The organism is Roseovarius sp. (assembly GCF_030373445.1).
Taxonomy (GTDB): domain Bacteria; phylum Pseudomonadota; class Alphaproteobacteria; order Rhodobacterales; family Rhodobacteraceae; genus Roseovarius.
The window spans coordinates 277,718-302,584 of sequence record NZ_JAUCYU010000001.1; the positions used below are offsets into that span (position 1 = coordinate 277,718).

A 24,867-nucleotide genomic window follows, 5' to 3' on the forward strand; every position below is an offset into this window, starting at 1 on the left:
GATGGACAGAGCCCAGATCGTACATGACAACTTCCTGCGCCGCGTGGCCGCGGGCGACCTCCCCGCAGGCGCCCCCCCGGCCGACGGCCTGAGCCGCACCGAGGCCGTCTCCCTCTTCCGCTCGCAATGCCTCTCCCGCGCCCTCGACCGCCACAGCCGCGCCATGCAGAAGGCGGGCCAGGGCTACTACACCATCGGCTCCTCGGGCCACGAAGGCATGGCCGCCATCGCCGCCGCCACGCGCCCCACCGATCCGGCCTTCCTCCACTACCGCGACGCCGCCTTCCAGATCGCCCGCGGCGCACAGGTGCCGGGCCAGACCACCACTTGGGACATGCTCCTCTCCTTCGCCTGCTCCGCCGAAGACCCGATCTCCGGCGGCCGCCACAAGGTGCTGGGCTCCAAGGCCCTCAACATCCCCCCGCAAACCTCCACCATCGCCAGCCACCTGCCCAAGGCCGTGGGTGCCGCCTATGCCATCGGGCTGGCCAAACGCCGCCCGCCCGAACACCGCCACTATGCCGAGGACGCCATCGCCATCTGCTCCTTCGGCGACGCCTCGGCCAACCACTCCACGGCCCAGGGCGCCTTCAACACCGCCGGCTGGACCTCCTACCAGTCCATCCCCCTGCCCCTCCTCTTCGTCTGCGAAGACAACGGCATCGGCATCTCCGTCAAAACCCCCAAAGGCTGGATCGCCGCCAATTTCGCCCACCGCCCGGGCCTCAAGTATTTCTCCTGCGACGGTCTCGACATCTTCGACACCTACCGCGCGGCACAGGAAGCGGCCCACTACGTCCGCACCCGCCGCAAGCCCGCCTTCCTCCACGTCCGCACCGTCCGCCTCTACGGCCACGCCGGCGCCGACATGCCCACCACCTACATGCCCAAATCGGAAGTCGAGGCAGAGGAAGCCAACGACCCCCTCCTGCACTCCGTCCGCCTGCTCTCCCAGTCCGGCGCGCTGGAGCCGCAACAGGCGCTCGACATCTACAACGACACCTGCACCCGCGTCGAACGCGTGGCGGAGGAGGCCATCACCCGCCCCCGCCTGAAAACCGCCTCCGACGTCATGGCCAGCCTGATCCCCCCGGCCCGCCCCTGCAAACCCACCAACGGCCCCGACGCCGCCACGCGCGAAGCCGCCCTCGGCCCCGACCTCAAGGCGCAATCCGAGCCCCAGATCATGTCGCGCCTCATCAACTGGGCACTCACCGACCTGATGCTCGAACATGGCGAAATCGTCATGATGGGCGAGGATGTGGGCCGCAAGGGCGGCGTCTACGGCGTCACGCAAAAGCTCATCACCCGCTTCGGCCCCGACCGCGTGATCGACAGCCTGCTCGACGAGCAATCCATCCTCGGCCTCGCCATCGGCATGGCCCAGAACGGCTTCACCCCGATCCCGGAAATCCAGTTCCTCGCCTATCTCCACAACGCCGAAGACCAGATCCGGGGCGAGGCCGCCACCCTGCCCTTCTTCTCCAACGGCCAGTTCACCAACCCGATGGTCATCCGCATCGCCGGGCTCGGCTACCAGAAGGGCTTCGGCGGGCATTTCCACAACGACAACTCCGTCGCCGTGATCCGCGACATCCCCGGCGTGATCCTCGCCTGCCCCTCGAACGGCGCCGACGCCGCGAAAATGCTCCGCGAATGCGTCCGCCTCGCGCGCGAGGAACAGCGCGTCGTCGTCTTCCTCGAACCCATCGCTCTCTACCCCATGCGCGATCTGCATGACGAGAAGGACGGCGGCTGGATGACCACCTATCCCGAGCGTGGCGAAACGCTGCCTCTTGGCTCCGTCGGTCAATATGGCGAGGGCACCGACGTCGCCATCGTCAGCTTCGCCAACGGCCACTACCTCTCCCGCCAGGCCGCCAAGCGCCTCGAAGCCGACGGCATCAAAACCCGCACCATCGACCTCCGCTGGCTCTCCCCCCTGCCCGAAGAGGCGCTGCTCGACGCCCTCAAGGGCGCCAAGCGCGTCCTCATCGTGGACGAAACCCGCCGCACCGGCGGCATCGCCGAGGCCCTGATGGCCCTGATCTCGGAAAAAACCGACCTCCCCCACGCCCGGCTGACGGCCGAGGACAGCTTCATCGCCACCGGCCCAGCCTACGCGGCCACCATGCCCTCCGCCGACAGCATCGTCGACGCGGCCACGAACCTCGTGAGGGCCAAGAAATGAAAACAGCCGTCATCATCTGCCCCGGCCGCGGCACCTACAACAAACCCGAGCTCGGCTACCTCTCCCGCCACTTCCCCGACGCCGGCCTCCTCGCCAAGTTCGACGCCTTCCGCGAAAACGCCGACCAAAAACCGCTGACCACCCTCGACGGCGCCGCCCGTTTCTCGCCCTCCGAGTTCACCCGCGGCGACAACGCTGCCGGCCTGATCTACGCGGCCACGCTGGGCGACTTCCTCTCCATCGACGGTGAACAAATCCGCCCCGTCGCCGTCACCGGCAACTCGATGGGCTGGTACTCCGCGCTCGCCTGCGGCGGCGCCACCACGCCCGAGAACGGCATCGAGATCGCCAATACCATGGGCACCCTCATGCACGAGGCCCTGATCGGCGGCCAGCTCGTCTACCCCTTCCTCGGCGACGACTGGCGCCCCGACCCTGCCCGCAAAGCCGAGCTTCTCCAGCAGGTCGCCGACATAAACACCCGCGACGACCACACACTCGCCCTCTCCATCGACCTCGGCGGCATGCTCGTGCTGGCCGGCGACAGCAACGGCCTCAAGGCCTTCGAACAAGCCGTCCCGAAAATCGACGACCGCTTCCCGATGCGCCTCAAGGGCCACGCCGCCTTCCATACGCATCTGCAAAAGCCCGTCGCCGAAAAGGGCCGCGCCGCCCTGCCGCACTCCCTCTTCACCCAACCCGACCTGCCGCTCATCGACGGCCGCGGCACCATCTGGTGGCCCGGCGCCACCGACTCCGCCGCACTCCACGACTACACGCTCGGCCACCAGGTCACCGAACCCTACGACTTCACCCGCGCCATCACCGTCGCGGCCCGCGAATTCGCCCCCGACCTCTTCATCGTCACCGGCCCCGGCACCACCTTGGGCGGGGCGGTGGCGCAATCGCTGGTCCTCGCCAATTGGCGCGGGATCGGCAGCAAACAGGACTTCACCAAACACCAGAACGCCACGCCCCTTCTGGCCGGCATGGGCCATGCCGACCAGCGCGCGTGGGTCACGAAAGGAGACGCCAAATGAACCACCACGACGCCCTCACCGCCGCCGGTCTCACCGACGCCGAAATCACCGGCGGCACGCTCGCCGTCCGCTCCCCCATCGACGGGGCCGAGGTGGCGAAAATCCACGAAACCCCCGCCGACAAGATGCCCGAGGTGATCGACCGCGCCCAAAAGGCTTTCAAGCAATGGCGCACCGTCCCCGCCCCGCAACGCGGCGAACTTGTCCGCCTCCTCGGCGAAGAGCTTCGCAACGCCAAGGAAGAACTCGGCGCCATCGTCACGCTCGAGGCCGGCAAGATCACCTCCGAAGGCCTCGGCGAGGTGCAGGAAATGATCGACATCTGCGATTTCGCCGTCGGCCTCTCGCGCCAGCTTTACGGCCTCACCATCGCCTCCGAACGCCCCGGCCACCGCATGTCGGAAACCTGGCACCCGATGGGCCCCTGCGGCGTCATCACCGCCTTCAACTTCCCCGTCGCGCCGTGGTCATGGAACGCGGCCCTCGCGCTTGTCTGCGGCGACCCGGTCATCTGGAAACCCTCCGAGAAGACCCCGCTGACCGCCCTCGTCACCCAGCGCATCTTCGACCGGGCGCTGGCCCGCTTCGGCCCTGACGCCCCGGCCGACCTGCTGCAGGTCGTCATCGGCGGCGCCGACATCGGCGAGGCGCTGGTCAACAGCCGCGACGTGCCCGTCCTCTCGGCCACCGGCTCCACCCGCATGGGCGCCATCGTCGGGCCCAAGGTCCAGGCCCGCTTCGGCCGCCCGATCATGGAACTCGGCGGCAACAACGCCATGATCGTCGCCCCCTCCGCCGATCTCGACATGGCCGTGCGCGCCATCGTCTTCTCCGCCGTCGGCACCGCCGGCCAGCGCTGCACCTCGCTGCGCCGCCTGATCGTCCACCACTCGATCCGCGAGGAGCTGACCGAGAAGCTGAAACAGGCCTACGCCTCCCTCACCATCGGCGACCCCCGCACCGAGGGCACCCTCGTCGGCCCCCTGATCGACGAGACCGCCCGCAAGGAAATGGCCTCCGCCCTCAAATCGGCCGAGGCCGAGGGCGGCAAAGTCCATGGCGGCGGCGATGCCAAGGGCGTCGACGGCGGCGTCTACGTCTCCCCCGCGCTCGTTGAAATGCCCCGCCAGACCGAAACCGTGCAGACCGAGACCTTCGCCCCGATCCTCTACGTCATGGGCTACGACACGCTCGAGGAAGCCATCGAGCTGCAGAACGACGTGCCGCAGGGCCTCTCCTCCTGCATCTTCACCCTGAACGTGCGCGAGGCGGAAACCTTCCTCTCGGCCGTGGGCTCCGACTGCGGCATCGCCAACGTCAATATCGGCCCCTCCGGCGCCGAAATCGGCGGCGCGTTCGGCGGCGAAAAGGAAACCGGCGGCGGCCGCGAAAGCGGCTCGGACGCCTGGAAAGGCTACATGCGCCGCCAGACCTCGACCGTGAACTACTCCGCCGAGCTGCCGCTGGCGCAGGGCGTGAAGTTCGACATCTGAGGGGTGTGGATGGAACCGTGATCCATCCGTCAGAACCGCCAAACCATCTGATGAACCCCGGCCAAAGGTCGGGGTTCTTCAATTCTGGCCTTTAATATTCCCACCGTCCGAGAAGCCGCGCATCGCCGGGACGTGGTACGGCGAACCAACGGCAGTGGCCGCCACTTTATCCCCGCCAAACCCCTCTGCCCTAACGACGGAGCGCCTCCCTCACCAAATCGCCGTGCCGTCGGGACGGCCCGTCGATGCGCGGCGGGCTTCGCCCTCGACTCCGCGCAAGGCACCACGCCCCCCCCCAAAAAAAACCTCCCCCTGGACAAACCTGTCCAATCATGCTCTCACCATTGGACAGAACTGTATAGAACCCCTCCGCGAGTCGCTGCACCGCGGCGGAGCAGCACAGGGAGCGTGCCATGAAATCTCACTACCGCGTCGTTGTCATCGGCGGGGGCGTCGTCGGCGCCTCCGTGCTCTACCACCTCGCCCGCGAAGGCTGGTCCGATGTCTGCCTGATCGAACGCTCCGTCCTCACCGCCGGGTCAAGCTGGCACGCCGCCGGCGGCTTCCACGCCCTCAACGCCGACCCCAACATCGCCGGCCTCCAGGCCTACACCATCGACCTCCTCTCCGAGATCGAAAAAGAATCCGGCCAGTCCGTCGGCATGCACATGACTGGCGGCATGACGCTCGCGGGCACCCCCGACCGCTGGGAATGGCTGCAATCGGCCTACCGCACCTTCCAGTCGATCGGCATCGAAGACGTCCACCTGATCACGCCCGAAGAAGCCGGCGAGCTCTGCCCGATCATGTCCACCCACGGCATCCTCGGCGGCATGTGGGCCGAGCGCGAGGGCTATATCGACACCACCGGCACCGTCCACGCCTACGCGGGCGCGGCCAAGAAACGCGGCGCGCAGGTGATCGAGCACAACCGCGTCCTCGAACTCAACCAGACCGCCGAAGGCTGGGAAGTCGTCACCGAGAAGGGCACCATCACCTGCGAACACGTGGTCAACGCCGCCGGTCTCTGGGCCAAGCAGGTCGGCCGCATGGCGGGCATCGAACTCCCCGTCTCGCCGCTCAATCACCACTACCTCATCACCGACACCATCCCCGAGATCGCGGCGCTGGAAAAGGAAATGCCCCTCGTCGTCGACCTCGAAGGCTTCACCTACATGCGGCAGGATCAGAAGGGCCTGCTCCTCGGCATCTACGAGATCGACCACCAGCACTGGATGATGGACGGCGCCCCGTGGGAATACGGGTTCGAGCTGCAACAGGAAGACCCCGACCGCATCGAGAACGAACTCACCCTCGGCTTCCAGCGGTACCCTGTCCTGCAGGAGGCCGGCATCAAGTCCTGGGTCAACGGCGCCTTCACCTTCTCGCCCGACGGCAACCCCCTCGTCGGCCCCGTCCGCGGCAAGCCCGGCTACTGGTGCGCCTGCGCCGTCATGGCGGGTTTCCTGCAAGGCGGCGGCGTCGGCAAGTCGCTGGCCGAATGGATCGTCCACGGCGAACCCGAGGCGGATGTCTTCGGCATGGATGTCGCCCGCTACGGCGATTTCGCCGAGAACAAGGAATTCATCCGCCAGACCACGGGCCAGTTCTACACCCGCCGCTTCGTGATGACCTATCCCAACGAACAGCTCCCCGCCGGGCGCCCTCTGAAAATGGCCCCGGCCTATTCCGACATGACAGCCGCCGGCGCCCGCTGGGGCGCAAGCTGGGGGCTGGAACTCCCCCTCTACTTCGCCCCTTCGGAGGATTTCGAGGAAAAACCAACCCTCAAACGCTCCAACGCCTTCCCCATCGTCGCCGAGGAATGCAAGGCGGTGCGCGAAACCGCCGGCCTCCTCGACATCTCCGGCTTCTCCCGGTTCGAAATCACGGGCGACGGCGCCGAGGCGTGGCTCGACCACGTCCTCGCCTCCAAGCTCCCCGCCCCGGGCCGCGCCAAACTCGCCCCCATGCTGGCCCCCGACGGCCGCCTCAAGGGCGACCTCACCGTCTTCAACTGGGGCGAGGGCACGTGGTGGATCATGGGCTCCTACTACCTGCGCGAATGGCACATGCGCTGGTTCCACGATCACATGGGCGACGGCATCTCCGTCCGCGACATCTCCGACGCCACCGTGGGCTTCGGCGTCTCCGGCCCCAACGCTCGCAAGATCATCGAGAAACTCACCGACGGGCCCATCGCCGACCTCCCCTTCATGGGCTGCGGCACCTTCGACATCGGCCTCTACCGCTGCAAGGTGGGCCGCCTCTCCGTCGCCGGCGAGCTGGGCTACGAGATCCACTGCTCGGCGGCCGAACATATCGGCCTCCGCAAACTCCTGCTGCAAGCCGGCGCCGATCTCGGCCTCCGCGAGGTCGGCTTCAACGCCCTCCTCAGCCTCCGCCTCGAAAAATCCTTCGGAATCTGGAGCGCCGAATTCACCCAGGGCTACACCCCCGCCCAGACCGGCATGGACCGCTGGATCGCCTGGGACAAGGGTGACTTCATCGGCAAGGAAGCGGCCCAGTCCGAACGCGACAGCGGCGGCCCCTCCACCCACATCGTCACCCTCGAAATCGACGCCGACGACGCCGACGCCTCGGGCTTCGAACCCGTCTGGCAGAACGGCACCCGCGTGGGCTTCGTCACTTCCGGCGGATACGGCCACACCACCGGCAAATCCCTCGCCATGGCCATGCTCGACCGCACGGCCACCACCGAGGGCACCGAGCTCACCGTCCACATCGTGGGCGCCGAGCGCCCGGCACGCGTCATCGCCCCCTCGCCCTACGACCCCTCCGGCAGGGCCATGAGAACCTAGATGGAACAGGAATCCCGAGGCCGCACCTCCCGCCGCCGCCGCGCCCGTGACGGCGGCGGCGAGGCGCCCAGGCGTGACGTCAACTACCGCCAGCTCCGCAACCCCTTCCCGCAGGTGGCCGTCTTCTCCGACGACCAGGTCGCCGCGATGCACGACGCGGCCCTGCAAATGCTCGAAGAGCTCGGCATCAAGGTCCTCCTCCCCGAGGCCCGGAAAATCTTCGCCCGCGCCGGCGCCCGCGTCGACGAGACCACCGAGATGGTCTACCTCGGCCGCGATATCGTCGCCCAGGCCCTCTCCACCGCCCCCAAATCCATCACCGCCCGCGCCGCCACGCGCGAGCGCGACCTCCTGCTCGAACTGGGCTCCCTGACCTTCCAATGCGGCGCCGGCGCCCCCCACGCCACCGATCTCGAACGCGGCCGCCGCCCCGGCTCGGGCCGCGACTTCCGCGAATTCACCCGGATCGTGCAGCATTTCGACGTGCTCCACATGATGCCGCCCGTCGTCGAACCGCAGGACATCGCCACCAACGTCCGCCACTACTTCACGATGGAGGCGCAGCTTTCCCTCTCCGACAAGCTGCCCTTCGTCTTCTCCCGCGGCACGCCGCAAGTCACCGAAAGCTTCGAACTCCTCGCCAACTTCCGCGGCCTGACCGACGATGCCTTCCAAAAAGACCCCCACTGCTACACCATCATCAACACCAACAGCCCCCGTGTCCTCGACATTCCGATGGCGCAGGGCCTCATCGACTTTGCCAGGCACCGCCAGCTCGCCATCGTCACCCCCTTCACGCTGATGGGCGCCATGGCCCCGATCACCGTCGCGGGCGCGATCACCCTCTCCCACGCCGAGGCGCTGGCCGCCATCGCCCTCACGCAGATGACCAACCCCGGCGCGCCGGTCATGTACGGCACCTTCACCTCGAACGTCGACATGAAGTCCGGCGCCCCGGCCTTCGGCACGCCCGAGCATTTCAAGGCCTCACTCGCCGCCGGCCAGATGGCCCGCCTGGTCGGCCTTCCCTGGCGCTGCGCCGGGGGCTCGGCGGCCAACGTGAACGACGCGCAGGCCGCCAATGAAAGCCAGTTCGGCCTCTGGGGCTGCCTCATGGCCGGCGCCACCACGATCATCCATGCCGCGGGCTGGCTCGAAGGCGGGCTCACCGTCTCCTACGAAAAGATCATCACCGACCTCGAAACCCTCCAGATGGTGGCCGAGATGTGCGCCCCCACCGCCGCAGGCCCCGACGAGATCGCGCTAGATGCCCACCGCGAAGTCATGCCGTCGGGCCATTTCTTCGGCTGCGCCCACACCATGGCCCGCTACCAGACCGAGTTCTACCAGCCCCTCGTCGCCGACTGGTCGAACTACGGCTCATGGACGGAGAACGGCAGCCGCACCGCAAGCGAGCGCGCCACGGGTATCTGGAAAAAGATCCTTCAGGATGACGTGCGCCCGGCGGTGGACGAGGCTAAACTCGAGGCGATGCACCGCGACATCGCCAAACGCACCGCCGCCGGCGGCGCCCCGCCGGAGAGTTGAATGAGCAAGCGAGACCTTCCGATCCTCCACCGCGACGACCCCGAAAAGGAACCGCTTGTCGGCCATATCAAGGTCACCCGCGAAGACTGGCTCAACGTCGCCCGCGACGTGCTGGTCAGCGACGGCGTGGCCGAGGTCAAGGTGCTCGCCCTCGGCCAGCGGCTCGACGTCTCCCGCTCCAGCTTCTACTGGTATTTCAAAAGCCGCAAACACCTGCTCGAGGCCCTGCTCGACGATTGGGAAGCCCGCAACACCCGCACCATCGTCGCCCAATGCGCACTTCCCGCCGAAACCATCGGAGAGGCCGTCGGCAACTTCTTCAAATGCTTCCTCAACCCCGATCTCTTCGATCGCGGCCTCGATTTCGCCGTGCGCGAATGGTCCCGCCGCGACGGCGCCGTGCGCCAGCGCATCGATCAGGCCGACCGGGAACGCCTCGCCGCCGTGATACAGATGTTCGAGCGCCACGGGTTCACCCCCTACGAGGCCGACGTGCGCGCCCGAATCCTCTATTACATGCAGCTGGGCTACCACGCCCTCGACGTGCGCGAACCGATGCAGGCCCGCTGCGATCGGCTGGCGGGCTACCTCAAGGGCTTTACCGGGCAGGAGGCCTCCGACGAGGTCCTCGCCACCATGATCGCCTATGCCATGGAACAGGACGGCAAACAGTGACCCGCTACTCCGCCTTCACCCTCTTCCGCGAAGGCCTGCGCGGCCACAAGGGCTGGTCGAAGGCATGGCGCTCGCCCGAGCCGAAGCCCGAATACGACGCCATCGTCATCGGTGGGGGCGGGCACGGGCTGGCCACTGCCTATTACCTCGCGAAGAACCACAAGATCACCAACGTGGCCGTGCTCGAAAAAGGCTGGCTCGGCGGCGGCAACACCGGCCGCAACACCACCGTGATCCGCTCGAACTACTTCTACCCGGAAAGTGCGGCACTCTACGATTTCGGCGTGAAGCTCTACGAAGGCCTCTCGCGCGACCTCAACTACAACATCATGTTCTCGCAACGCGGCATGATCGTCACCGCCCATTCCGAGCACGACATGGAAATGGCCGCCCGCCAGACCAACGCCATGCGCCTCAACGGCGTCGACGCGGAACTCCTCGACCGCGACCAGGTGCTCAAGCGCATCCCGCTGGCCAACACCCGCCCCGACTGCCGCCACCCGATCCATGGCGGCGTCCTGCAACCCCGCGCCGGCACCGGACGCCACGACGCGGTCGCCTGGGGCCTCGCCCGCGCCGCCGACTCGCGCGGCGTCGACATCATCCAGAACTGCGAGGTGCAGGGCTTCATCACCGAGGCCGGCCGCTGCGTGGGCGTCGAGACCTCCCTCGGCCCGATCCGCGCGGGCGTGATCGGCGCCGCCACCGCCGGCCACTCCTCCGTCATCGCGCAGATGGCGGGCCTCCAGCTCCCCATCACCAGCTACGCATTGCAAGCCTTCGTCTCCGAACCCCTCAAACCGGTGATGGACACCGTCTGGCTCGCCCCGCCCTTCGCCACCTATTTCAGCCAGTCCGACAAGGGCGGCCTCGTCATCGGCGGCGGCCTCGACCGCGTCCCCTCCTACGGCCAGCGCGGCAACCTGCCCATGCAGGAAACCGTGCTCGCCGGCCTCGCCGAAATGGTCCCCGCGCTCGCCAAGGTCAAACTCCTGCGCCACTGGGCCGGCATCGTCGACGTCACCCCCGACAGCTCGCCCATCATCGGCCCCTCCGGTCTCGACGGGCTCTACCTCAACTGCGGCTGGGGCACCGGCGGCTTCAAATCCATCCCCGTCGGCGGCTGGCTCCTCGCCCACCTCATGGCCACCGGCCGGCACGACCCCCTCAGCCAGCCCTTCGACCTCACCCGCTTCCCCACGGGCCGCCTCATCGACGAAGGCGCCGCCTCGGGCATCGCGCATTAGGAAGGCCACCCCATGCAGATTTTCACCTGCCCCTTCTGCGGCCCCCGCGACGAGCGTGAATTCCACTTCGCCGCCGAGGCCGGCAAGACCCGCCCCGACACGACCCGACAGATCGACCCCGAAACCTGGGCCACCTACCTCCACGCCCAGCGCAACGACAAGGGCCGCACCCGCGAGGTCTGGATGCACCTCCCCTGCAGCGAACTCTTCCTCATGGAACGCGACAGCGTCACCATGGAGGTCTTCTCCACCCACCCCCTCCGGAAAGAGCCGCAATGACCCTCCGCCTCCCCACCGGCGGCCTCATCGACCGCTCCAAACCGCTCACCTTCACCTTCGACGGCAAGCCCCACACCGGCTACGCAGGCGACACAATCGCCTCCGCCCTCCTCGCCAGCGGCACCCGCATCCTCGGCCGCAGCTTCAAGTACCACCGCCCCCGCGGCCTCTGGGGCGCCTGGGTCGACGAACCCAACGCCATCATGAATGTCACCCTCGATGGCCACGAATTCCCCAACTGCCTCGCCACCACCACCTACCTGCAGGGCGGCATGGCAGCCCGCGCCGTCAACACCTGGCCCTCCGCCCGCTTCGATATGAAAGCCGGCCTCGACCTCTTCCACCGCTGGTTCGCGGCAGGCTTCTACTACAAGACCTTCATGTGGCCCGACTGGCACCTCTTCGAACCCCTCATCCGCCGCATGGCCGGTCTCGGCGCCGTCTCCCCCGACCATCTCGACACCTACACCTCCGACCAGACCCACGACCGCTGCGACACACTCGTCATCGGCGGCGGCCCGGCGGGCCTCGCCGCCGCAGAAGCCGCCGCGCAATCAGGCCAAGATACCCTCCTCATCGACGACCACGCCCAGCTCGGAGGCACCGCCCACCAACTCCCCCAGATCGACGCCACCCCCACCGCCGACTGGATCGCCCAACGCCAATCCGCCATCGAAGCGGCAGGCGGCCGCATCCTCACCCACACCACCGCCTTCGGCATCTACGACCACGGCCTCGTCGGCCTCGCCCAGAACGGCCCCTTCGGCACCGCCCCCCGCCTCATCCGCCTGCGCGCCGCCCGCATCATCCTCGCCACCGGCGCCATCGACCGCCCGCTCACCTTTGCCAACAACGACCGCCCCGGCATCATGGCCGTCGCCGCCGCCGCCGAGTACCTCGCCCGCTACGCCACCCTCCCCGGCCGCCAGATCGCCCTCCTCGCCAACACCCCGCAAGCCGACACGCTCGCCGCCCAACTCACCCAGGCCGGCGCCCAGGTCACCCACGTGGACCCCGCCCAATCCCCCCTCAGCGCCCGCGGCGGCAAACGCCTCAAGGCGCTCCAGGCCGGCGACCGAACCCACCCGGCCGACACCATCCTCGCCTCGGGCGGCCTCACCCCGCTCGTCCACCTCTGGCGCCACGCCGGCGGCTCGCTCGCCTGGTGCGACCGGCGCAACGCTTTCCTCCCCGGCACCCCACCCGACAACATGACAGCCACCGGCGCCGCCAACGGCAGTTTCGAAACCGACGAAGCCCTCGAACACGCCCGCGCCACAGGCCAAAACACCCCCGCCAAACGCCCCGACCCGAAACACCACATCACCCCCCACTGGCCCGCACCCGGCAGCAAAGGCCGCCAGTGGATCGACTTCCAGCACGACGTCACCCTCAAGGATGTCGAACTCGCCGCCCGCGAAAACTACACCTCCGTCGAACACCTGAAACGCTACACCACCCTCGGAATGGCCTCCGACCAGGGCAAGACCTCCAACATGCCCGGCCTCGCCGCCATGGCCGCCATCCAGGGCCGCCCCATCCCCGAGGTTGGCACAACGACCTTCCGCCCGCCCTTCGTCCCCGTGCCCATCGAGATGTACCACGGCGCCCACACCAAGCAGCTCTGGAACCCCCTGAAACGCCTCGCTCTCGAACCCCAACACCGCGCCGCCGGCGCCGCGCTTGGCGAGTACGGCGGCTGGCTCCGCCCCGGCTGGTACGGCAAAGGCGACCCCGTCCAACAAGCCCAAACCGAAGCCCTGATGGCCCGCCAAACCGCCGCCATCTTCGACGCCTCTCCCCTGGGCAAGATCGAGGTCATGGGCCCCGAAGCCGAGGCCTTCGTCAACTTCATCTACTACAACACCATCGCCACCCTGAAGCCGGGCAAAATCCGCTACGGCTTCATGCTCACCGAGGGCGGCGCCGTCTTCGACGACGGCGTCATCGCCCGCCTCGACGCGAACCGCTTCGTCATCTCCTGCTCCTCCAGCCATGTCGACTCTGTCCGCACCCATCTCGAAGCGTGGCGCCAGGACGGCAACGACCCCGACCGCATCTTCATCCACGACACGACCCAGCACTGGGCGACCCTCACCGTCACCGGCCCAAGGGCGCGCGCCATCCTCGACACGCTCGACCTCGACACCGACGACTTCCCGCACATGTCCCTGCGCGAGACATCGTGGCAAGACACCCCCCTCCGCCTCGCAAGGGTCAGCTTCACCGGCGACACCAGCTTCGAACTGTCAATCCGCGCCTCGAAGGCCCCCGCCCTCTGGTCTGCCCTGCTCGACGCCGCCAAACCGCTCGACGCCGGCCCCATCGGCGTCGAAGCCCTCTCCATCCTCCGCGCCGAGAAAGGCTTCCTCATGATCGGCAAGGACACCGACGGCGAAACCATGCCCCACGACCTCGGCTTCACGGCCCCGCGCCAGAAGAAATCCACCCCCTTCGTCGGCGACCGCAGCCTGCATACCGACAAAGCCAACGCCCCCGACCGCAAGCAACTCGTCGGCCTCACCGTCCCCGCCGGCGCACCCCCACTCCCCACCGGCGCTCACGTCGTGACAGACGACGAAATCCCGCGCTCCCTCGGCTACGTCACCTCCAGCTACCTCAGCCCTACGCTCGGCCGCCCCATCGCCCTCGCCCTCCTCGAAAACGGCACCGACCGCATGGGCGACACCATCACCGCCTGGCACCTCGGCGAAACCCGACAGGCCACCGTCACTGCCCCCTGCGCCCTCGACCCCGAAGGAGCCCGCCTCGATGCGTGACGACACCGCCCTCTGGGACGCCCCCCGCAACCCGGCCACGCCCATCTCCCTCGGCCCCGCCAGGCTGACCCCGGTGCACCTCACCCGCCAGACCCTCGTCTCCGGCCCGAACGTCCTGCAGCAAACCGACCTCCCCCTCGTCGACTGGCCCGGCGCGGCCCCGTCCGACGCCTACGCCGCCATCCTCCGCCGCGACCGCCTGCTGCTGGTCAATGCCCCCGAAACACCCGATGGCTGGAACGACACCACCCAACAGGCCACCTCCGACGTCACCGACGCCTACACCGTCTTCGACCTGACCGGCGACGCCCTCCCCCTCCTCGGACGCGGCGCGGAAATCACCCCCGACATCCCCTCCCGTTCCACGGCTCGCCAGCTCTTCGGCTTGGGCGTCTTCCTCTACCGCATGGAAGACGCCAAGACCTACCGCCTCCACGTCCCCCGCGCCCACGCCGAAGCCCTCGTCACACATTTCGAGAAAGCGGCCAGTCACGGCTGACCCCACCGCGCGCCACCCGCCAAGCCGGGCGAGCGCCGGCCCGTGGGGAGGCGCTGCTACGAGAATGGCCGCCACTTTATCGCGCCAAGTACATCCATCCTCTGAAACGTCACGCCCGGCCTCAAAAGCGCCTGCCCGGCGGGACGGGCCGGCGCTCGCCCGGCGGCCTGCGGCCTTGACTCCGGGCGCGTGCCAACCTCACCCGTAGGGTGGGTGAAACCCACCGCCGCGCCACCACGGAACGGGTGCCAACGCATCACAAATCGACCCGCCCCGGCCCCCGAGCCGGGGCCTCGCGCCGGTCTCCCCACCACGTTAACGATCTCGAACGCCCGCCCCCGCCGGTGCCCCGCACCGACGCAATACCGACAAAATACCGACGTTATACCGACGTCGAAATCCGGCCCATCCGCCCCGTTAACCTTCGCTCGCCGGACGCCCGTAGGGTGGGTGAAACCCACCACCCCCAACGCACTCAAATATCGAAGAACACCGTCTCCCCCTCGCCCTGCAGACGGATATCGAACCGGTAGACGACCTTCCCGTCCCGCTCCGCCCGCTGGGCCACGAGGGTCTGCCGCCGCACCTCCCATTCGATCAGCCCCATCACCGGGTCCGCGGCATTGGCCTCCGCCTCGTCCGAGAAGTAAACCCTTGTATTCAAACCCACATTCACCCCCCGCGCCACGATCCACAGGTTGATATGCGGCGCCATCATCTTGCCGATCCGGCCCATCACCGGCCCCGGCTTGACGGTATCGAACCCCCACTCCCCGGTGTCGAAATCCGTGATCACCCGGCCCCAGCCGCGAAACCCCTCCTCGACCTCGCCGGGATGCTCCGGATGCGCATAGACGCCCTCCGCATTCGCCTGCCACGCCTCCAGCAGCACATCCTTCACCGGGCTCCCGGTGCCGTCGATCACGACCCCCTCGACCCGGATCCGCTCCCCCCCGGCATTCGGCCCGGCAATGTCCCAGCCCAGCTCGCGCTCGTAGATATCGAACCCCGCCGCCCCCGGCGCCAGCCCGATATGAACGTAAGGCCCCGCCGTCTGCGACGCGGTTTCCTTAAGGTAATCAAGCTTTTGCGGCATCAGTTCCCCTCCAGCCGGTTTTCGAACAGGGTCGACCGCCGCCCGCGCAGCACGATGTCGAACTTGTAGGCGATGGTATCCAGCGGGATCGTCGCGTTCAGGTCGAGCGGCGCGATCAGCTGGTCGATCGCCGCCGGGTCGGGGATGGTCTGCACGATCGGGCATTTCGCGATCAGCGGGTCGCCCTCGAAATACATCTGCGTGATCAGCCTTTGCGAAAAGGAGCTGCCGAAGACCGAGATGTGAATATGCGCCGGCCGCCAGTTGTTCACCCAGTTCCGCCAGGGGTACGCGCCGGGCTTCACCGTGCGAAAGAAGTAATATCCGTTCTCGTCGCTCAACGTCCGTCCGCACCCCCCGAAGTTCGGGTCGATCGGGGCAAGGTACATGTCCTTCTTGTGCCGGTACCGCCCGCCCGCATTGGCCTGCCAGATCTCGACCAGCGTGTTCGGCACCGGCCGCGCGTTCTCGTCCAGAACCCGCCCGTGAACGATGATCCGCTCGCCGATCGGGCTTTCGCCCGCCTGCGCGTAATTGGTCAGCAGGTCATTGTCGCCCGGGTCGATATCATTGTGGCCGAACACCGGCCCGGTGATCTCGCTCGCCGACTGTTCAAGACTGATCAACGCATAGCTCGGCGAGCGGGCGACGGATGTCTTGTAGTCCCGCGCCAGCGCCGGCGGATGCCATTCCCGGTCGCGCTGGTAATATTCGGCTGGCTTGGTCATTGGCTCTCCTCCGCCTCCATCTCGGCAAATACGCTCTTGGCGATCTTCAGCGCGTGGTTCGCCTTGGGCACCCCGGCATAGACCGCCACGTGCTGAAACGCCTCCGCCACGTCGCGCGGGCTGGCCCCGGTGCGGGCGGTCGCGCGGATATGCATCGGGATCTCCTCGAAATTCCCCGTCGCCGCCAACAGCGCCAGCGTCAGCATCGAGCGTTCCCGCAGGCTGATCGCGTCGCTGGCCCAGACGGTGCCCCAGGCGCCCTCGGTCATCATCTCCTGGAACGGCGCGTCCAGCGGCGTCTTCGCCGCCTCGGCCCGGTCCACATGCGCCTCGCCCAGGACCCGGCGCCGTACCGCCATCCCGGCCTCGTGTTTTTCCGACATGCTCCCGCCTCCCGCGCTGATGGCCATGTTTCGCCCGCCACTATGACAGCGCGGCGGGAGACTTGAAAACGTCTTTCTCAGTGTCATCATTGCGGGGCCAACGGCATGCCCCTAAATTCCACTATGCAAAATTCATTTTCATATTTTGAAATTTCTGTCTGAGTGCGGTAAGACCCCGCCAACAGGATTCGAAAGGGAGAGGAACGGTGGACACCCCCGTAACCATCACGCGCGAGGCGAATATCGCCATCGTCGAAGTCAACAACCCTCCGGTCAACGCGGCGTCCCATGCCGTCCGGCTGGGTCTCCAGGACAAGGTGAAAGAGGCCGAGGTCGACCCGGCCGTCGAAGCCATCCTCATCTGCTGCGCCGGCCGCACCTTCATTGCCGGCGCCGATATCAAGGAATTCGGCAAACCCCCGCAGGAACCCGGCCTGCCCGACCTCGTCAACCAGATCGAAGCCTGCACCAAGCCGGTCGTCGTCGCCATTCACGGCACTGCCCTCGGCGGCGGGCTCGAGGTGGCGATGGGCGGGCATTACCGCGTGGCGCTCGCCTCGGCCAAGATGGGCCTGCCGGAGGTCAATCTCGGCATCCTCCCCGGCGCCGGCGGCACGCAACGCCTGCCCCGCCTGATCCCGGTAGCGAAAGCCGCCGAGATGATCACCTCCGCCGGCATGATCTCCGCGAAAGAAGGCCACGACCTCGGCCTGATCGACCGGCTTGACGAGGGCGACGACCCCCGCGCCGCCGGTCTCGCCTATGCGAAAGACCTGCTGGCCGAGGGCGCCGGCCCCCGCCGCACCTCCGACAATGCCGCGAAGGACGCCGACGCCGTCGATTTCGACGCCCTCCGCGCCAAGGTGAAGAAATCCGCCCGCGGCATCATCGCCCCGGTCACCGCCCTCGAAGCCGTCGAAGGGGCGACCACCATGCCCTTCGCCGAAGGCCTCAGGAACGAGCGCGACCTCTTCCTTGACCTGCTCAATTCCGACCAGCGTTCGGCCCTCATCCACGCCTTCTTCGCCGAACGCAGTGTCGCCAAGGTCAAGGACATCGAAGGCACCGACCCCCGCCCGACCGACAGGATCGGCGTCGTCGGCGGCGGCACCATGGGGGCGGGCATCGCCACCTCCGCCCTGCTGGCCGGCATCGACGTGACGCTCGCCGAGCGTGACGACGCCGCCGCCGCCAAGGCCCGCGCCACGGTCGAGAAGAACCTCGCCGGCGCCGTCAAACGCGGCAAGCTCGCGCAGGCCAAGCACGACGCCATCCTCGAAAACACCTTCCGCACCACCACCGACTATGCCGATTTCGGCGACCGCGACCTGGTGATCGAGGCCGTGTTCGAAAGCATGGAAGTCAAGCGCGAGGTCTTCGGCCAGCTCGACGCCGTCTGCAAGCCCGGCGCGGTTCTGGCCACAAACACCTCCTACCTCGACATCAACGAGATCGCGGCCGCCACCAAGCGCCCCGCCGACGTGCTGGGCCTGCACTTCTTCTCGCCCGCCCACGTGATGAAGCTGCTCGAAGTGGTCGTCGCCGACAAGACAGACCCGGCGGTCACCGCCACCGGTTTCGCCCTCGGCAAGAAGATGAAGAAGATCGCCGTGCGCGCCGGTGTCTGCGACGGGTTCATCGGCAACCGCATCCTGTCGCACTACCAGAAGGCCATGTTCGCCACCGTTCTGGCCGGGGCCAGCCCCTTCGACGTCGACCGGGCCCTGACCGGGTTCGGCCTTGCCATGGGGCCGTTTGCGGTCAGCGACCTGGCCGGGCTCGATATCGGCTGGGCCAACCGCAAGCGCCTTGCCGAAACCCGCGACCCGCGCGAAACCTACGCGGCATTCGCCGACAGGATCTGCGAACGCGGCGATTTCGGCCGCAAGACGGGCAAGGGCTTCTACATCTACGAAGAGGGCGAAAAACCCGTCCCCAACCCCGAGGTCGAGGAGATCGTCGCAGCCGAACGTGCCGAGAAGGGCATCACCCCACGCCAGATTTCCGACCAGGAAATCGTCGACCGCTACATGGCCGCCATGGTCAACGAGGCCGCCCGCGTGGTGGGCGACGGCATCGCCCAGCGCCCCTCCGATGTCGATGTCGTCCTGCTCAACGGCTACGGCTTCCCGCGCTGGCGCGGCGGCCCGATGCACTATGCCGACACCGTCGGTTTGCCCAAGATCCTCAACGACATCGGCATTCTCAAGCAAGAGGACGACTACCTCTGGCAACCCGCCCCCCTGCTGAAAGAACTCGTCGAGAGCGACCGGAATTTTGCCAGCCTGAACGGCTGAGAAGGAGAAACCCAATATGAAACAGGCCGTTATCGTATCGACCGCCCGCACCGGGCTCGCCAAGTCCTATCGCGGTGCCTTCAACGAAACCCATGGCGCCACCATGACGGGCCACGCCATCGAACATGCCGTGAAACGCGCGAAAGTCGATCCCGCGCTGATCGAGGACGCCTTTATCGGCTGCGGCTACCCCGAAGGCTGGACAGGCGCCAACATCGCCCGACAGTCGGTGATCCGCGCGGGCCTTCCCGTCACCGTCGCGGCGGCCACGGTCAACCGCTTCTGCTCCTCCGGCCTGCAAGCCGTGGCGATGGCCACCAACGCCATCACCCAGAACGGCGCCCCCGCGGCCATCGCCGGCGGCGTTGAAAGCATCAGCCAGATGCCGCCCTCCCGGCCGCCGCGGGCCCAGGAAAAATGGATCGAGGAACACAAGCCCGAGCTCTACCTCTCGATGATCCAGACCGCCGACATCGTCGCCCAGCGCTATAACATCAGCCGCGAGGCACAGGACGAGCTGGCGCTGGAAAGCCAGAAGCGCACCGCCGCCGCACAGGAGGCCGGGCGCCTCGATGACGAGATCGTGCCGATCACCGTGACCCAGGCTTTCAAGGACAAGGAAACCGGCGAGGTCACCCGCAAGGAAGTCACCTTCGGGATGGACGACTGCAACCGCCCCAACACCACGCTGGAAGGGCTGGCCAAGCTGCAACCGGTGCAGGGCGAGGGGCATTACGTGACCGCCGGCAACGCCTCGCAGCTCTCCGACGGTGCCTCTGCCCTCGTCGTGATGGATGCAGAACTGGCAGAGAAACAGGGGCTTGAACCCATGGGCGCCCTCAAGGGCTTCGTCACCGCCGGCTGCGAGCCCGAAGAGATGGGCATCGGCCCGGTCTTCGCCGTTCCCCGCCTGCTCGAACGCCACGGCCTCAAGGTCGAAGACATCGACCTGTGGGAACTGAACGAGGCCTTCGCCAGCCAGGCCCTCTACTGCCGCGACCGGCTCGGCATCGACCCCGAAATCTGCAACGTCAACGGCGGCTCCATCTCCATCGGCCACCCCTTCGGCATGACCGGGGCCCGCATGACAGGCCACCTGCTGATCGAGGGCAAGCGCCGCGGCGCCAAGCTTGGCGTCGTCACCATGTGCATCGGCGGCGGCATGGGCGCGGCGGGCCTCTTCGAGATCTACTGATCCGATGGACCTTGCCTTCACGCAGGCCGAACTGGATTTCCGGCAGGAGGTGCGCGAGTTCCTCGCCACCTCCCTGCCGCACGACCTGTCCGAAAAGGTCCGCCTGATCAAGCGGTTGGGCAAGGACGACTACCAGCGCTGGCACGCCATCCTGAACGACAAGGGCTGGCTCGCCCCGGGCTGGCCCCTCAAGCATGGCGGCGCGGGGTGGAGCCCGGTGCAGAAACACATCTTCGAGGAAGAAGCCTGCCTCGCCCACGCCCCGCGCACCGTGCCCTTCGGCATCACCATGCTCGCGCCCGTCCTCCTCGCCTTCGGGACAAAGGCACAGGTAAACCACCACCTCCCCCGCATTCTCAGCGGCGAAGACTGGTGGTGCCAGGGCTATTCCGAACCCGGCGCAGGCTCCGACCTCGCCTCGCTCAAGACCCGCGCCGTGCGCGATGGCGACCACTACATCGTCAACGGCCAGAAGACGTGGACGACCCTGGGACAATACGCCAACAAGATCTTCTGCCTCGTTCGCACCGACCCCGACGCCAAGAAACAGGAAGGCATCTCCTTCCTGCTGATCGACATGGACACCCCCGGCGTCACCCTCCGCCCCATCACCCTGATCGACGGACAGGCCGAGGTGAACGAGGTCTTCTTCGACGACGTGCGCGTGCCGGTCGAGAACCTCGTCGGCGAGGAGAACAAGGGCTGGACCTACGCCAAGTACCTCCTTACCCACGAGCGCACCAACATCGCGGGCGTGGGCTTCTCCAACGCCGCGCTCGCCACCGTCAAGCGCGTGGCCTCCGAGGTCACCTCGGGCGGCAAGCCGCTGGCACAGAACCCCTTCTTCGCCGCCCGTCTCGCGCAGGTGGAGATCGACCTGATGGCGATGGCCACCACCAACCTCCGCATCCTCGCCGCCGCCGAGGCGGGCCGCGCGCCGGGCCCCGAAAGCTCCATGCTCAAACTCAAGGGCACCGTCATCCGGCAGGAGCTGACCTCCCTCCTCCGCCGCGCGCTTGGCCCCCACGCCCTGCCGCACCAGCCCGATTTCCTCGACGGCGGAGACAATACCGAACCGCTGGGCCATGAACAGGCCCCCGGTGCCGCGCCCGCCTATTTCAACATGCGCAAGCTCTCGATCTTCGGCGGCTCGAACGAAATCCAGCGCACCATCGTCGCAAAATCCGTGTTGGGGGGCTGACGATGGATTTCACCCTCTCCGACGAACGCCGCATGCTGCAGGACAGCCTCTCGCGCTACCTTGCCGACAACCTCGACCACGAGCGCCGCCGCAAAACCCTCGACAGCGGCGCCCCCTACGACGCCGACCTTTTCAAGGGCCTCGCCGATCTCGGCACCCTCGCCGCCCTCTTCCCGGAAGAGGCGGGCGGCTTCGGCGGCACCGGCCCCGACATCGCCCTCGTCTTCGAAACCCTCGGCCGCGCCGGCACGCTGGAGCCATTCCTCCCCGCCGCCCTCGCCGCGCCATTGCTCACCGACCACGCAGGCCTTGTCGAACAGATCATCGCCGGCGACAGCATCGTCACCCTCGCCCATACCGAGCCCGACGCGCGCTACGACCTCGCCGACGTCTCCCTCTCGGCGAAACCAACCCTCACCGGCACCAAAACCAACGTCCTCTACGGCGCCCAGGCGACACACCTCATCGTCTCCGCCCGCGAAACCGGTGACCGGCTCGACCCCGAGGGCATTTCGCTTTTCCTGATCCCCACAGACGCCCCCGGCCTCACCATCACACCCATCACCAATGTCGACGGCACCGCTTCGGCCCAGGTCGCCTTCACCGACACCCAAGCCGACACCCGCATAGGCGAGCCGGGCCAGGGCCACGCCCTCCTCGAAACCGCCACCGCCCACGCCATCCTCGCGCTGTCCGCCGAAACCCTCGGCGCCATGGAGGCCGCCAAGGATCTCACCCTCGCCTACCTGCAGGAGCGCCAGCAATTCGGCCGCCCCATCGGCACATTCCAGGCCCTGCAGCACCGCATCGCCGACATGCTGACCGAGATCGAACAGGCCCGCTCCGCCGTACTCAACCTCGCCGGCCACCTCGACGCCCCGCGCGACACCCGCGAACGCCATGTCAGCGCCACCAAGAACCTTGTCGGCCGCGTCGCCGCGCTGGTGGCCGAGGAAGCCGTCCAGATGCATGGCGGCATCGGCATGACGCAAGAATACGAACTCTCCCACCACGCCCGCCGCCTCGTCATGGCCGACCACCTTTTCGGCGATGTCGACCATCACCTCGAACGCTTCATCCACCTCTCGGGCGGGTAACGCGATGACGGGCCGGGTGCATGATCTCCTCCTCGCCGCCGCCCGCGCCCGGCCCGACGCGCTGGCCATCCTCGAGAACGGCACGCGCCACGTCACCTGGGCCGACCTCGCGGAACACGCGGCCTGTGCCGCCGACCACCTCCACGACGCCGGTGCTGGCCCGGGCGACCGCATCCTGCTGGTCTCCGAGAACTCGGTCGAGGCCACCGCCTTCCTCTTCGCCGCCAGCCTGATCGGCGCCAGCGCAGTGCTCGCCAACGCCCGCCTCACCGAGCCGGAAATCGCCCGCATCACCGACCATTGCGAACCGCGCGTCACCATACTCACCACCGCCGCCTCCGACGACGCCGCCCGCCACGCCGCCACCCTCGGCGCGCGCGACATCACCGGAAGCTTCGGCCGCGCCGCCCTGCTCTCCCACCCCGGCGCCACGCCCGACGACCCGGCCCAGCAGACGGCCATGCTGCTCTACACCTCCGGCACCACCGGCACGCCCAAGGCCGCGATGATGACCCACGCCAACATGATCGCCGCCGGCAACGCCGCCGCCCATCAGCGCGACATGACCGCCGATGACGTGGTCTATCTCGTCCTGCCCACCAGCCATATCTTCGGCGCCGTCGTCCTGATGGCCGTGGCCTCTCGTCAATGCGCCTGCCGGCTCGAAACCCGCTTCTCGGCCGAACGCCTCTATGACGCGGTTCAACAGGATGTCACCGTCCTGCCCGCCGTGCCGCAGATGCACGCCCACCTGTTCCACTACACCGAAACCAACGACCTCCCCCGCCCCTCCGGCAACCGCCTCAAATACGTCTCCTCCGGCGGCGCGCCGCTCGACCCGGCCTGGAAACGCAAGGCCGAGACGTTCTACGGCACCGCCATGCAGAACGGCTATGGCCTGACCGAAACTGCCGCCGGAATCTGCGCCACGAAGAACCCCATCGGCGACGCCGACATCAGCGTCGGCCGCCCGATGCTGAACTGCCTCGTCAAGCTCGACATGACCGTCCCCGGCGCCACGCCGGACGAAGGGATCGGCGAAATCCTCGCCGGCGGCCCGCAGATCGCCAGCGGCTATTTCCGCGCCCCCGACCTCACCGCACAGGCCTTCACCGAAGGCGGCTTCTTCCGCACCGGCGACCTCGGCCGCTTCGACGACGAGGGCCGCCTCCACATCTCCGGCCGCAGCAAGGAACTCATCATCCGCTCCGGCTTCAACGTCTACCCGCCCGAGATCGAGGCCACCCTGACCGACCACCCCGACGTCATCATGGCCGGCGTCGTAGGTCGCCAGGTCGAGGGCAACGAGGAGGTGCTGGCCTTCGTCGCCATCCGCGAGCACGGCACCGTCACCGAGCCCGAGCTCATGGCCTTCGCCGAAACCCGCCTCGCCCCCTACAAGCGCCCGTCCCGCATCATCGTGGCCCACGACCTGCCCGCCGCCGCCACCGGCAAGATCCTCAAATCCAAGCTGATCGACAGCTTCGCCGACGCTCTCGCCACCCCGCCGGAGGCCCCGAAATGACCGACCCCTCCGACCGCCGCTTCGCCACGACCCTCGCCCGCGGCCTCAGCATCCTGCGCGCCTTCCGCCCCACCGACAGCGGCCTCGGCAACCAGGATATCTCCGAACGCACCGGCATCCCCCGGCCCACCGTCTCGCGGCTGACCTTCACGCTCTGCGCCCTGGGCTACCTCACCCATGGCCGCAAGCACGACAAGTACCGGCTCGGCCCAGCCGCCCTCGCCCTCGGCAACATCGCCGCCGCCTCCTTCTCCTTCGTGGAAACCGCCGGGCCCGAGATGCAGAAACTCGCCAACGACACCGGCACCCTCATCGGCATCGCCATTCATGACAGCGGGCGGATGCTTCTCACGAAGACATGGCGCCCGGTCGGCTCGGCCTCGATCTGGCTGGAGGTGGGGTACCGCCTGCCCGTGCCAACCTCCTCGACCGGGCGGGCCTATCTCAGCGCAGTCACGGACACCGAGTTCGACCAGCTTGCCGCCATCCTCGCCGAGCAGGGCGACATGTCCCCCGATACCCTGCGCGCGCGCCGGCAGGAAGCGATCGACGACGTCCAGGGGTCGGGCTTCGCCCATGTCCCCCGCGACCGGCATCACTCCAGCAACATCAACAGCATCGCCGTCCCCTACCGCCCGCATGAATTCGGCAGCCCGGTGGCGTTCTTCAGCGGCTCGACCTACGACAACGTGACGACCGAAGATTTCCGCACCATGATCGGCCCGGCCCTCGCAAGGGCGGTGGCCGACCTGCGCGACCGCGCCCTCTGAC

General features: G+C 67.8%; 19 protein-coding genes. 16 read left to right on the forward strand and 3 right to left on the reverse strand.

The annotated features are described in order from the left end of the window. Nucleotide 1: 1 nt before the first annotated feature. The 10 genes from QUV18_RS01285 (at nt 2) to QUV18_RS01330 (ending at nt 14,574) form a co-directional block, all read left to right on the forward strand. Entirely contained in the window at nt 2–2,191 is a 2,190-nt protein-coding gene (locus QUV18_RS01285) for an alpha-ketoacid dehydrogenase subunit alpha/beta (RefSeq protein ID WP_300891429.1), read from the forward strand. Then, entirely contained in the window at nt 2,188–3,231 is a 1,044-nt protein-coding gene (locus QUV18_RS01290; protein ID WP_300891430.1) for an ACP S-malonyltransferase, read from the forward strand. Before QUV18_RS01285 ends, QUV18_RS01290 begins: the two co-directional genes overlap by 4 nt. Then, entirely contained in the window at nt 3,228–4,724 is a 1,497-nt protein-coding gene (locus QUV18_RS01295) for an aldehyde dehydrogenase family protein (RefSeq protein ID WP_300891431.1), read from the forward strand. Before QUV18_RS01290 ends, QUV18_RS01295 begins: the two co-directional genes overlap by 4 nt. A gap of 413 nt (nt 4,725–5,137) precedes the next feature. Beyond that, entirely contained in the window at nt 5,138–7,546 is a 2,409-nt protein-coding gene (locus tag QUV18_RS01300) for an FAD-dependent oxidoreductase (RefSeq protein ID WP_300891432.1), read from the forward strand. Next, on the forward strand, nt 7,547–9,094 hold the full coding sequence (locus QUV18_RS01305; protein WP_300891433.1) for a trimethylamine methyltransferase family protein: 1,548 nt from the start codon (nt 7,547–7,549) through the stop codon (nt 9,092–9,094). Further along, nucleotides 9,095–9,769, forward strand: coding sequence for a TetR/AcrR family transcriptional regulator (locus QUV18_RS01310; RefSeq protein ID WP_300891434.1), 675 nt, complete (start codon nt 9,095–9,097; stop codon nt 9,767–9,769). Further along, nucleotides 9,766–11,016 (forward strand): sarcosine oxidase subunit beta family protein, encoded by a 1,251-nt coding sequence (locus QUV18_RS01315; protein WP_300891435.1) that lies wholly within the window; start codon nt 9,766–9,768, stop codon nt 11,014–11,016. The genes QUV18_RS01310 and QUV18_RS01315 overlap by 4 nt, the downstream gene beginning before the upstream one ends. 12 nt (nt 11,017–11,028) lie before the next feature. Then, entirely contained in the window at nt 11,029–11,295 is a 267-nt protein-coding gene (locus tag QUV18_RS01320; protein WP_300891436.1) for a sarcosine oxidase subunit delta, read from the forward strand. After that, on the forward strand, nt 11,292–14,075 hold the full coding sequence (locus tag QUV18_RS01325; protein WP_300891437.1) for a 2Fe-2S iron-sulfur cluster-binding protein: 2,784 nt from the start codon (nt 11,292–11,294) through the stop codon (nt 14,073–14,075). The genes QUV18_RS01320 and QUV18_RS01325 overlap by 4 nt, the downstream gene beginning before the upstream one ends. Beyond that, complete coding sequence (locus QUV18_RS01330) at nt 14,068–14,574, forward strand: hypothetical protein (protein WP_300891438.1); 507 nt, start codon at nt 14,068–14,070, stop codon at nt 14,572–14,574. The genes QUV18_RS01325 and QUV18_RS01330 overlap by 8 nt, the downstream gene beginning before the upstream one ends. Before the next feature lie 475 nt (nt 14,575–15,049). Here QUV18_RS01330 and pcaG read toward each other — a convergent pair whose 3' ends face one another. The 3 genes from pcaG to pcaC are packed head-to-tail and all read right to left on the reverse strand — an operon-like array spanning nt 15,050 to nt 16,781. Further along, entirely contained in the window at nt 15,050–15,670 is a 621-nt protein-coding gene (pcaG, locus tag QUV18_RS01335) for a protocatechuate 3,4-dioxygenase subunit alpha (RefSeq protein WP_300891439.1), read from the reverse strand. Next, nucleotides 15,670–16,398 (reverse strand): protocatechuate 3,4-dioxygenase subunit beta, encoded by a 729-nt coding sequence (gene pcaH, locus QUV18_RS01340; RefSeq protein ID WP_300891440.1) that lies wholly within the window; start codon nt 16,396–16,398, stop codon nt 15,670–15,672. The genes pcaG and pcaH overlap by 1 nt, the downstream gene beginning before the upstream one ends. Continuing rightward, nucleotides 16,395–16,781, reverse strand: coding sequence for a 4-carboxymuconolactone decarboxylase (gene pcaC / locus QUV18_RS01345; protein WP_300891441.1), 387 nt, complete (start codon nt 16,779–16,781; stop codon nt 16,395–16,397). The genes pcaH and pcaC overlap by 4 nt, the downstream gene beginning before the upstream one ends. A gap of 206 nt (nt 16,782–16,987) precedes the next feature. On the opposite strand from pcaC, the gene QUV18_RS01350 reads away from it, so the two are divergent. From QUV18_RS01350 to QUV18_RS01375, 6 genes are read left to right on the forward strand one after another with little or no spacing between them, the layout of a single operon-like run. Further along, nucleotides 16,988–19,078: a 3-hydroxyacyl-CoA dehydrogenase NAD-binding domain-containing protein gene (locus QUV18_RS01350; protein WP_300891442.1), complete on the forward strand. Its 2,091-nt coding sequence runs from the start codon at nt 16,988–16,990 to the stop codon at nt 19,076–19,078. Between the two features lie 16 nt (nt 19,079–19,094). Beyond that, the gene (locus QUV18_RS01355; RefSeq protein WP_300891443.1) at nt 19,095–20,273 is read left to right on the forward strand and encodes an acetyl-CoA C-acyltransferase; all 1,179 of its coding nucleotides are present in this window, start codon (nt 19,095–19,097) and stop codon (nt 20,271–20,273) included. A 4-nt stretch (nt 20,274–20,277) separates the two neighbouring features. Next, nucleotides 20,278–21,474 (forward strand): acyl-CoA dehydrogenase family protein, encoded by a 1,197-nt coding sequence (locus QUV18_RS01360; RefSeq protein WP_300891444.1) that lies wholly within the window; start codon nt 20,278–20,280, stop codon nt 21,472–21,474. Nucleotides 21,475–21,476: 2 nt separating this feature from the next. Beyond that, nucleotides 21,477–22,571, forward strand: coding sequence for an acyl-CoA dehydrogenase (locus QUV18_RS01365; protein WP_300891445.1), 1,095 nt, complete (start codon nt 21,477–21,479; stop codon nt 22,569–22,571). Next, nucleotides 22,525–24,096, forward strand: coding sequence for a class I adenylate-forming enzyme family protein (locus QUV18_RS01370; protein ID WP_300891446.1), 1,572 nt, complete (start codon nt 22,525–22,527; stop codon nt 24,094–24,096). Before QUV18_RS01365 ends, QUV18_RS01370 begins: the two co-directional genes overlap by 47 nt. Then, nucleotides 24,093–24,866, forward strand: coding sequence for an IclR family transcriptional regulator (locus tag QUV18_RS01375; protein WP_300891447.1), 774 nt, complete (start codon nt 24,093–24,095; stop codon nt 24,864–24,866). Before QUV18_RS01370 ends, QUV18_RS01375 begins: the two co-directional genes overlap by 4 nt. Nucleotide 24,867 lies beyond the last annotated feature (1 nt).